Annotated in this window: 11 protein-coding genes; 5 read left to right on the forward strand and 6 right to left on the reverse strand. The window is 33.4% G+C overall.

The window, feature by feature from the left end; all coding sequences use genetic code 11:
- On the reverse strand, positions 1–348 hold a 348-nt coding region (locus BN2628_RS17735), incomplete at its 3' end, for a VanZ family protein (protein WP_055095657.1).
- A 198-nt stretch (positions 349–546) separates the two neighbouring features.
- Here BN2628_RS17735 and BN2628_RS01145 point away from each other — a divergent pair.
- From BN2628_RS01145 to cdaA, 4 genes are read left to right on the forward strand one after another with little or no spacing between them, the layout of a single operon-like run.
- Complete coding sequence (locus BN2628_RS01145) at positions 547–1,893, forward strand: sodium-dependent transporter (RefSeq protein WP_044230674.1); 1,347 nt, start codon at positions 547–549, stop codon at positions 1,891–1,893.
- 1 nt (position 1,894) lies between these two features.
- Complete coding sequence (locus tag BN2628_RS01150) at positions 1,895–2,278, forward strand: hypothetical protein (RefSeq protein ID WP_044230655.1); 384 nt, start codon at positions 1,895–1,897, stop codon at positions 2,276–2,278.
- A 58-nt stretch (positions 2,279–2,336) separates the two neighbouring features.
- Positions 2,337–3,194, forward strand: coding sequence for a dihydropteroate synthase (gene folP / locus BN2628_RS01155; RefSeq protein ID WP_044230675.1), 858 nt, complete (start codon positions 2,337–2,339; stop codon positions 3,192–3,194).
- Between the two features lie 30 nt (positions 3,195–3,224).
- A complete protein-coding gene (cdaA, locus tag BN2628_RS01160) occupies positions 3,225–3,995 on the forward strand; it encodes a diadenylate cyclase CdaA (RefSeq protein ID WP_044230656.1) in 771 nt (256 codons plus the stop codon).
- Between the two features lie 50 nt (positions 3,996–4,045).
- Here the strand turns inward: cdaA and BN2628_RS01165 are convergent, their stop codons facing one another.
- The 4 genes from BN2628_RS01165 to BN2628_RS01180 all read right to left on the reverse strand — a co-directional run bounded on the left by BN2628_RS01165 (position 4,046) and on the right by BN2628_RS01180 (position 7,563).
- Positions 4,046–4,741: a Bax inhibitor-1/YccA family protein gene (locus BN2628_RS01165; protein ID WP_044230657.1), complete on the reverse strand. Its 696-nt coding sequence runs from the start codon at positions 4,739–4,741 to the stop codon at positions 4,046–4,048.
- 130 nt (positions 4,742–4,871) lie between these two features.
- On the reverse strand, positions 4,872–5,621 hold the full coding sequence (locus BN2628_RS01170) for an HlyD family secretion protein (protein ID WP_055095659.1): 750 nt from the start codon (positions 5,619–5,621) through the stop codon (positions 4,872–4,874).
- Between the two features lie 13 nt (positions 5,622–5,634).
- A complete protein-coding gene (locus BN2628_RS01175) occupies positions 5,635–6,891 on the reverse strand; it encodes a TolC family protein (protein ID WP_044230651.1) in 1,257 nt (418 codons plus the stop codon).
- Positions 6,892–6,939: 48 nt separating this feature from the next.
- Complete coding sequence (locus tag BN2628_RS01180; RefSeq protein ID WP_044230652.1) at positions 6,940–7,563, reverse strand: TetR/AcrR family transcriptional regulator; 624 nt, start codon at positions 7,561–7,563, stop codon at positions 6,940–6,942.
- A 232-nt stretch (positions 7,564–7,795) separates the two neighbouring features.
- Between BN2628_RS01180 and BN2628_RS01185 the strand changes: the two genes are divergently transcribed.
- On the forward strand, positions 7,796–8,305 hold the full coding sequence (locus BN2628_RS01185; protein ID WP_021929513.1) for a ferritin-like domain-containing protein: 510 nt from the start codon (positions 7,796–7,798) through the stop codon (positions 8,303–8,305).
- A 77-nt stretch (positions 8,306–8,382) separates the two neighbouring features.
- Here BN2628_RS01185 and BN2628_RS01190 read toward each other — a convergent pair whose 3' ends face one another.
- Complete coding sequence (locus tag BN2628_RS01190) at positions 8,383–10,029, reverse strand: fumarate hydratase (protein ID WP_044230653.1); 1,647 nt, start codon at positions 10,027–10,029, stop codon at positions 8,383–8,385.
- Positions 10,030–10,168: the final 139 nt, after the last annotated feature.

Here is a 10,168-nt window from a genome sequence, read left to right on the forward strand (position 1 = left end):
GTCAAAAAAGTCACAGCTACGAGTATTTGTCAAGTATTTTTGAGCTATTTCCATTGTTCCCCCAAAGAGAATTGGAAGCAACCAGAGAATCCATGTGTATTTGGTAGATTTTTGTTTTTTGGTTATTATGCTATATCTGGTCCAATCAAAATAAAATACTAAAGTTAATCCAAGATACATACAGAAGTGGATAATCTTATCGAAATAAGGAATATGAAATAATGGAGTGTCAGGTATATTGGAAAAAGAGTTTAAGGATAAATATAAGATACAACTTATAATAAAAATTGTGGGTAAAAAAGGAGGGACAAAGTGCTGAATGTATTTAAACAATTTGTTATGTGTCATGTTTATGTATTAATTGATAATATTACAAAGATAATTCTTTATAATTATATAAGAGTAGTTTTTATTATTATTGTAAATAATTGAACGAATAAGACCTATATTTGTTTTGAAATGTTGTTTTTGTGGATAAAAATATAAATAAATTTAATCTTTAATGCTAATTTTGCATATGTTAGATTATAAATGAATAGTAAGAATATGGCTAAACGCGCAACTTTTGCTACAAAATTGGGTGTGATTGCAGCTACTGCAGGTTCATCAGTGGGATTAGGCAATATATGGAGGTTCCCTTATGAGACAGGGCAGAATGGAGGAGCAGCATTCTTACTTGTTTATTTTATCTGTGTACTCATACTTGGTTTACCAGTAATGTTGGCAGAATTTACTATTGGTCGTAGTGCAAAATCCAATGCTAGCCGGGCTTTTATAAAACTTACCCCGAAGACTCATTGGTATATTGTTGGTATTTTGGGAATTTTTGCAGCAGTATTTATTATGGGTTTTTATTCCGTGATAGCAGGATGGACTCTTGATTATGTATACCAGTCTTTGACATTTGGTTTATCTAATAAATCTCCTGAGGCATTTCAGACCGCATTTACAGAATTTACTAAAGATCCTATTCGACCAATTTTCTGGACAGGGTTATTTTTATTAGTTAACTATGTTATATTGGTAAGAGGTGTACACAATGGGATAGAGAAAGCATCAAATGTCTTGATGCCTCTATTATTTGTTATTCTTATTATATTTAGTATACGTTCTTTATTTATGTCTGGCACTGCAGACGGATTATCATTTATGTTCCATCCTGATTTTTCTAAGATAGATTCTAATGTAATATTGCGGGCTATGGGGCAAGCCTTTTTCTCTCTAAGCTTAGGAATGGGAACCTTAATTACTTATTCGTCTTATTTTTCGGATAAAACTTCTTTGACAAAAACTGCTGTAACTGTAGCTTCATTGGATACGTTCGTGGCTATTATGGCAGGCGTAATGATTTTCCCAGCGGTATTTTCTTATGGAATTAGTCCTGCGCAAGGGCCAGAGTTAATATTTATAACATTGCCAAATGTTTTTCAGCAGATGCCTGGTGCATATTTGTGGTCTTTATTGTTTTTTATATTGATTACTGTAGCAGCATTGACGTCAACGATTTCTCTTTGTGAAGTAGCTATTTCTTATTTGCATGAAGAGTTTGGTTTTATTCGTAGTCGGGCTACATTATGGTTGATATTTCTATGTTTCATTATGGCAGTTTTGTGTTCATTATCTTTTGGCCCTCTTTCCGATTTTACGATATTAGGTTATACTATATTTAATTTTAGTGACTTTTTGGCCTCTAATATTCTATTACCCTTAGGAGGAATGTTGATATCAATATATGTAGGTTGGATATTAGACAAAAAGTTTGTCAAAAATCAAATTAGTAATTATGGGCAAATAAAAATATGGTATTTTGATTTGTTAATGATTTCGCTTCGATTTATTGCTCCGGTTGCAATATTTCTTATTTTCTTATATGGCTTAGGTATTTTTAATTAAAATGAAAGAAAGTATAAGCTCCCGATTGTTCTATTTTTCCCGTAATCAAAGGTTTGCGGTAGGGATATTGTTGTTATTGATTTTGGGATTTTTAGTATTTCGTTTTTGGATGCAAGAAAGAGAAACAGTAACCGAATCAATACAAGAGTATGAACAGTTTCAGTCAGAAATAGAAGCTTTTAAGTCTCAATTAGAAACAAAACCTTTGTCTTCTAAAACAAAAATACAGAAAAAGAAAAATTTGCCAAGTTCTGATTCTCGAGTCCAGCCTATACGAGTTATTCCAGAAGATGCTGAATCGAATTCGATAATCCTTTTAGAAAAAGATGATAGAAAAGTCATACCCGCTGATAAGAATGAAAGATTAGAGAAAATGGAAAAATGATATTCTTAATCCAATAAAAAAAACTATCTTCGTTACTTGAATGTTAGATATAAAAAAAATGAATATAGTATCTAGAAAGACATTTTCTCTAAATATAAATGGAGCATTATTAGAAATAAATCGTCCATTGATAATGGGTATATTGAACGTGACTCCTGATTCATTCTATACAGACAGTCGTTGTTATAATAAAAAAGCTATAATTTCACGATTACAGCAGATCGTGAGCGAGGGTGCAGATATGATAGATATTGGAGCATATTCATCTCGTCCGCAGGCAGCAGATATATCTGTCGAAGAAGAAAAACGTAGACTTGCTGTGGGTTTAAGTGTTATTAAAAAAGAATATCCGAATATTTGTATTTCAGTAGATACCTTTAGAGCAGATGTTGCGGAATGGTGTATTAGGGAGTATCAGGTAAATATTATAAATGATATTTCTGGTGGAGAGATGGATGCTCATATGTTTAATGTGGTCGCAGAGACTGGAGTTCCATATATTATGATGCATATGAAAGGTACTCCCCAAACAATGATGAAACACACATCATACGAGAATATTGTGGCGGAGTTGTTACAGTGGTTTTCTCTCCGAATTGATCGGTTGACTCGAATGGGTGCTAAAGATATAATTATTGATCCTGGTTTTGGTTTTAGTAAAACATTAGAAGGAAATTATGAACTGATGAATCATTTGTCGGAATTTATGTCTTTAGGATTGCCTATATTAGTTGGTATTTCTAGAAAGTCAATGATATATAAATTATTGGATTCAACCCCTGAAAACAGTCTGAATGGAACTACAGTTTTAAATACGCTGGCTTTATTGGGAGGAGCGAATATATTGAGAGTGCATGATGTGAAAGCGGCTGTGGAGACAGTGAAAATTATGATGAAAACGTTAGAGGCAAATTGATTTACAGTGGGTATATAAAAGAAGGACGATATGTTTGTACACTTTGGGATAAAAGATGTCATTGATATATTATTAGTAGCCTTACTCTTATATAATATATATAAGATGATGAAGGATTCTGGTACTATTAATATATTTGGTGGTATAATGGCTTTTCTTGCTGTTTGGATTGTGGTGACCAGAATACTGGACATGCGTCTTATGGGTGCAATTATGGATAAGCTTATAAGTGTTGGTGTTCTTATTTTGGTTATCTTGTTTCAAGATGAAATACGGCGTTTTTTGGTTGAATTAGGGTCACATAAACGATGGCGTTTTTTCTTTCGATTATTTTTCCCAGATAAAAAAGATAATTCTAAAGCTCAGAGTTATATTATACCTTTGGTGTATGCCTGTATGAATATGGCGAAAACTAAGACGGGAGCATTAATTGTTATTCAAAAAGACATTGCTTTGACTCAGTATATTCAGACGGGCGATATTATAAATGCAGATGTTAATTCTCGCCTTATTGAAAATATTTTTTTTAAGAATAGCCCTTTGCATGATGGCGCTATGATAATTGCTGATAATCGTATTGTTGCTGCAGCTTGCATACTGCCGGTCTCTCATAATAATGACGTTCCTAAATCATTGGGATTGAGGCATCGGTCAGGATTGGGCATTTCTCAGGAGTCAGATGCAACAGCAGTCATTGTTTCAGAAGAGACAGGGAATATATCTGTTGCGCGAAATGGGAAATTACATATTAAGCTGTCAGGAAAAGATTTAGAAAATATTCTTTCAGATGATTCCTTATGAAAATGAAGAAGGAAAGGTAGCCTTAAACATAAAACTACCTTTCTTTTTTCTTATTTGCGGTCTCCAAAAATACGAAGAAGATATAAGAATAAATTAATAAAGTCGAGATATAAAGAAAGAGCACCTAAAAGGGCCATTTTTTGAGATTCTTCTGTTATTTCCTGACCACTTAATAATCTTTTTATTTTTTGGGTATCATAAGCTGTTAAACCAACGAAAATAAAAATGCCAGCATAAGTTGTAATCCAATATAATGTGCTGTTAGCCCAAAAAATATTTACAACAGTAGCAATGATTAACCCGATAAGTAACATAAAAAGGAGATTACCTAAAGACGTAAGATCTTTTTTAGTAAAATATCCGTATAAACTCATTGCTCCGAATGTTCCTGCTGTTACAAAGAATGTAGAAGCTATTGATGTTGTTGTATAAGCAAGGAAAATAACGGACAAGGTTAAACCATTGATAAAAGAATACAACATGAATAAGCCTGTGGCCGTAGTAAATGATAAAGATTGTATACGAGCGGATACATACCAGACAAGAGCCAATTCAGCAATGATAAGACCAAAAAACATGAAGCGACTCCCAAATATGAATTGCTGCATTGCATATGAGTTACTTACTGCCATTGCAGTGATACCGGTTATTGCAAGAGCAGCAGTCATCCACAAGTATACGTTTTTTATTAAAGTAGATTGAGCTAATTTGGATTGATAATCCGAAACTGAATAATCTGAATTCATATGAAATTTATTTTTTAAATTAATAGGACAAATATACGGATTATTTTATTAATGGACATTTTATCCTTTCATTTTCTATGAAATCCTTAATTTCAAGGAAAAATCTACTCAAATAAATTTTTAGTATGGGTTATTGGTTATTTGATAGAAGTCTTGTAATCAGCATATTATTATATTTATATTGAAAAANTATTTTAATAGATGATAATTGGTCTGAAGTAAGATAAGCTCGTAGGAAAAGATGATCAATATCTGCTATTTTGAAAAGGGCTCTGCCTGTTGTTGCTAACTCTCCCGGTTCTGCGTACTTTGCGAGTACAGTTCCTTCGATGGGAGAGAAAATATGGCATTTTGTTAACTGGTCCTTGAGTTGAGCTATTTGTATAGTTATTGCAGAACTTTCATTGTTTATACTATTATTAGTATTTTCAAGTGTTGATATTTGTGCAGCTAACTGTTTTTCGAGTACTGTAATTTGGGAGTTTATGTCATCGAGTTGTTTTTGATTGGCAGCATTGCTTTTTAGTAAATTTTCGCATCTGTTTTTTTCTCTTTTTTGCGTAGCTATTTGTTCTTGAGTAGCTGCTATTTGTTTTGAGATGTCTGCCCGTTTGTTGTTTACTGATTTGTCGTTAGCTTGAAGTTGTAATATTTTGAGCCATAATTGTACGGTATCAATATAGCCTACAAGTTCATTTGCTTTTAATTTTTCACCTTCGCTAATGTCGAATTGCATCAATTTTCCATTAGCTTCAGCCGATACGATAATTTCTGTTGCTTCGAAAATACCAGCAGCATCGTATTTGTGGTTGTTTCTGTTGCATCCTGAAATAGTAAGGAGGCAAACTCCTGCAATAATTATAGATTTGTTTGCTTTCATATCTTTTACAGCATTATAAATTAGTTGTATATTTTAGATTGTAAGTCGCCATGAGAAGTTGGGTTTCATGTAATATTTTATTTTGTTTAGCTTGTTCTTCTGCGTTTACTTCTCTTAGAAATTCGATTACACTGAGAGTCCCATTTGCTACTTTTACTTCTGCAGCTTTTCGAATATTAGCTCTTAGTCTGATAATTTCATCATCGTCTTTCATTAGTTTCTTATATTTATTTATTTCCCCTTTTTCTTGAGACATTTGGAGCTTAGTATTGAATAAGAATGTTTCTTTTTGTATTCCGATAGTTGATTGCTCTATATTGATTTGTTTTTGTTCATTCTTTTTAGTGTACAAACCGCCGAAATTCCAAGACATACGTACTCCAGCTATATAATACGGGTCGAATGAGTTTTTTAGCATATTTAGTCCGGGATTACCATATCCACCTTGTATGAATAATCCAAACTTAGGGAGATTTTTGGAAAGCAACATATTTTTTTGAGTTTCTAATAATTGAGCTTGTAACGCGAATAATTGAAGTTCTGGGCGATTTATTTCTTCTGATAATATATATTCTGCAATATCCGGCTTTGTTAAAATGGTATTATTATTTATTTTTTCACCGATGAGGATTGACAACATTTGTATGTATGCAGACTTTGTAGTTTCTAATTCAGTTTGCTTTTGAGTAGCGTCTATAAGATTTACTTTTACTGCATCTATGTCTGCTTGATTGGCAATACCGTTTTGGGCAAAAGCTTTTATTTGATTTAGATGTCGATTAAGTTCAGATTGATATAATTGATTTTGTTTTAGTTGTTCGTTAATGAGTAAAATACTGAAATAGACATTATTTACTCGGTCGGTTAAATTATATAAATCAACGTGGTTTTGCTGAAGTTCAACTTTACTTTGAACTTCCGTTATTTTCTTTTGGTCGCGTATGATTCCACCGTCCCAAATCGTTTGATTAATTTCTGCAATTATTTGATACTGATCTTTATTGGGAGTTTTTATATGAATAGGTAAAGTTATGGGAATTTGTGTTACGGCAGATTGATAAGTTGCTTTAGCAGATAATGAAATTTGAGGTAAATATCCTTTTCCTGCATTTGATAGGTTATAGTCGCGAGATTTTTCTATTAATTGATATCGTTTTATTAAAGGATAATTTGATTGGGCTTTTGTTTGGCATGACTCTAGAGATAATTGACCAAAAGATAACTTTGCATATATAAATAGAAGTATGAATAATATAAATTTTTTTGACATATAGGTAACTTTAATGTTTAACGAATTTGTTAATTAACAAGTAAAATATTAATATTTTATTCTTGCCAAAATTAATTTTACATGTTCTTCTCGTCTTTTTTGAATAAACTCTTCGTGAATTTCTTTCGGAAGAATATCTTTATTTCCGAAAATGACAGGTGATACTAAGAATGTAAAGATATTTAAAGATATAATGTCGAATATTAAGTCAATGGCATTTATAGGTTTGATGGACCCTTTTTGTATTTCAATATTGATTTCAGATTGAATACGTTCTAATGTGGAAGAAGCGATGCTTCCGAACATTTTTCTGAAATCATGTAGGCGTTTAGGATTTGTGAGGAGCTCGTTAATTATGAAGAATGGTATTTGGGGATTTGCTGCGACGAAGTCAAAATGAGTTTCAACGGCTTGCTTTAATTTTATATCAAAAGGTTGGTTACTATCAAATTTTGTCTTAAATGAATTTGCAAGTATTTCTACTTTTTGACTAAAAACTTTTTCAAAAAGGTTTTCTTTAGTACGAAAGTAATAGTGAAGCATGGCATGGGTAACTCCTGCCTGTTTTGCGATATCTGTAGTTTTACTTAAAGCATAACCTTTTTTTAAAAATTCCTCTTCCGCAGCTTTTAGAATGGCCTGTTCTGTGTTTTTATCTTCTTTTTCTCCCATATATTTTAACAGATATGTTTAACATTTATGTTAGCCTTGCAAATGTAGATATTTTATTTTAAAAAGCGTGCGTATTAGTATATAATTTTAGAAACAATACAGTCTTAAAGATTGTAGGAAGTAGCGTTCGTTTTATCTATAACGGAAATAGAAAATAAAGTATTGAGAGAGTTTTGAACAAAACGCTTTGAAGCAATGTTATAATAGGAAATTGATAGAAAATTTTAAGATTATGGCAAAAGAGAGTGTTGATATCCTCAAAGGGAAAATTGATGTAAAAAAAGTACTTGAACAGCTTAATGCCGCATTAGCAGAAGAGTGGTTGGCTTTTTACCAGTATTGGGCTGGGGCTTTGATTATTGAAGGACCTATGCGTACTGAGGTCCAGAAAGAGATGGAAGAGCATGCACAAGAAGAGTATGAACATGCTAAATTATTGGCTGACCGCATTATTGAACTTGAGGGAGTTCCTGTATTGTCTCCTCAACAATGGTTTGATTTAGCTCGTTGCAAATATTTAGCGCCAGATGATTTTGGAGTAGTTAGTATTCTGAATCAAAATATTGCGTCAGAGCGTTGTGCTATAAAAAGGTATAGTGAAATTGCTAATTTTACAGATGGTTTAGACTTTACAACTTGTGATATTGCTAAACATATTATGGCTGAGGAAGAAGATCATGAGCAAGATTTGCAAGATTTTATCAATGATATAAATCGTATGGTTAAATATTTAGGTAGATGAGATTTGTTTGTATCATACACAAAAGCGGTTGGAAATTGTATTCCCAACCGCTTTTGTGTTTATAGCTGTTTTTGTAATTATAGATTGCAAGAACTACAGCGAGGTTTTATTTGTTTAAAAAAGTCATTCCCTTTGTCATCGACTAGAATAAAAGCAGGGAAGTTTTCTACTTCAATTTTCCAGATAGCTTCCATTCCTAATTCTGGATATTCGAGGCACTCTACTTTTTTAATGTTGTTTTGCGCCAATATAGCAGCAGGACCTCCTATACTTCCTAAGTAAAATCCTCCATGTTTTTTACAAGCATCCGTTACTTGCTGGCTACGATTACCCTTAGCTATCATAATCATTGAACCTCCGTTTTCTTGGAATAAATCTACGTAAGGATCCATACGCCCTGCGGTTGTTGGACCGAAAGAACCTGAAGGCATTCCTGCAGGAGTTTTTGCTGGTCCGGCATAGTAAATAGGATGATCTTTTAAATATTGAGGCATTCCTTTTCCTGAGTCCAAGCGTTCCTTAATTTTTGCATGAGCAATATCCCGACCTACAATAATCGTACCGCTAAGAGATAAACGGGTTGCTACTGGGTATTTGGTCAGTTCGGCTAAAATATCTTTCATCGGACGATTGAGGTCTATTCTTACAGCATTTCCTTCTCCTGCTTGGCGTAGTTCCTCTGGAATTAATTCATCAGGGTTATCATCCAATTTTTCAATCCAAAGTCCGTCCTTATTAATTTTAGCTTTAATATTACGGTCTGCAGAGCAAGAAACTCCAAGACCAACTGGACAAGAAGCTCCATGGCGGGGTAAACGAATGATGCGAACATCATGAGCAAAATACTTACCGCCGAATTGGGCCCCTATTCCTGAATTTTGAGCCGCTTTTAATACCTCTTTTTCGAGTTCTATATCACGGAATGCCTGTCCCCATTCATTACCTTTTGTTGGTAAATTATCGTAATATTTAGCAGAAGCCAATTTTACTGTTTTTAAATTCATTTCTGCCGATGTCCCTCCAATTACAAATGCTACATGATAAGGTGGACATGCAGCGGTACCTAAAGTTTTCATTTTCTCAACCAGAAACTTGACTAATGTGTCGGGGTTGATGAGTGCTTTAGTTTCTTGGTATAAATATGTTTTATTGGCAGAACCGCCACCTTTGGTCATAAAAAGAAATTTGTATTCCATTCCGTCTACGGCGTACAAATCGATTTGAGCTGGTAAATTACATTTAGTATTTACTTCATTATACATATCAAGAGGTGCATTTTGGGAGTAGCGTAAATTCTCTTCAGTGTATGTTTTGTATACCCCTAATGAAAGAGCTTCTTCATCTCCTCCTCCAGTCCATACCTGTTGGCCTTTTTTACCTACAACAATGGCTGTACCTGTATCTTGACAGAAAGGCAGTACCCCCTTGCTGGCTACTTCGGCATTACGCAGCATTGTCAGTGCAACATATTTATCATTATCACTGGCTTCTGGATCATGTAATATTTTTGCCACCATCTGGTTGTGTTCGCGACGAAGTAAAAAGGAAACATCTCGAAAAGCAGCATTCGATAATTTGGTCAGAGCTTCCGGTTCTATTACTAAAACTTCTTTCCCATGACATGTTTCTACTGATACATGTTCTTTGGTTAGCAGATAGTACTCTGTATTGTCTTTTCCCATAGGAAAAGGCTCCTGATACTTAAAAGGAGGAGGTGTTGCCATATGTATCTCTATTTTAATTTGTAAATGTTAAAATTTTAATGCCTACAAAGTTACGTTTTCTTTTCTTAAAGCCGAAAACGAATGTTTAAAATCATCGGTGGAAACGTGAAAAATACTTATTCGGGAAAGATATTCTGTT

This window comes from Gabonia massiliensis (genome assembly GCF_001403595.1).
Taxonomy (GTDB): domain Bacteria; phylum Bacteroidota; class Bacteroidia; order Bacteroidales; family Coprobacteraceae; genus Coprobacter; species Coprobacter secundus.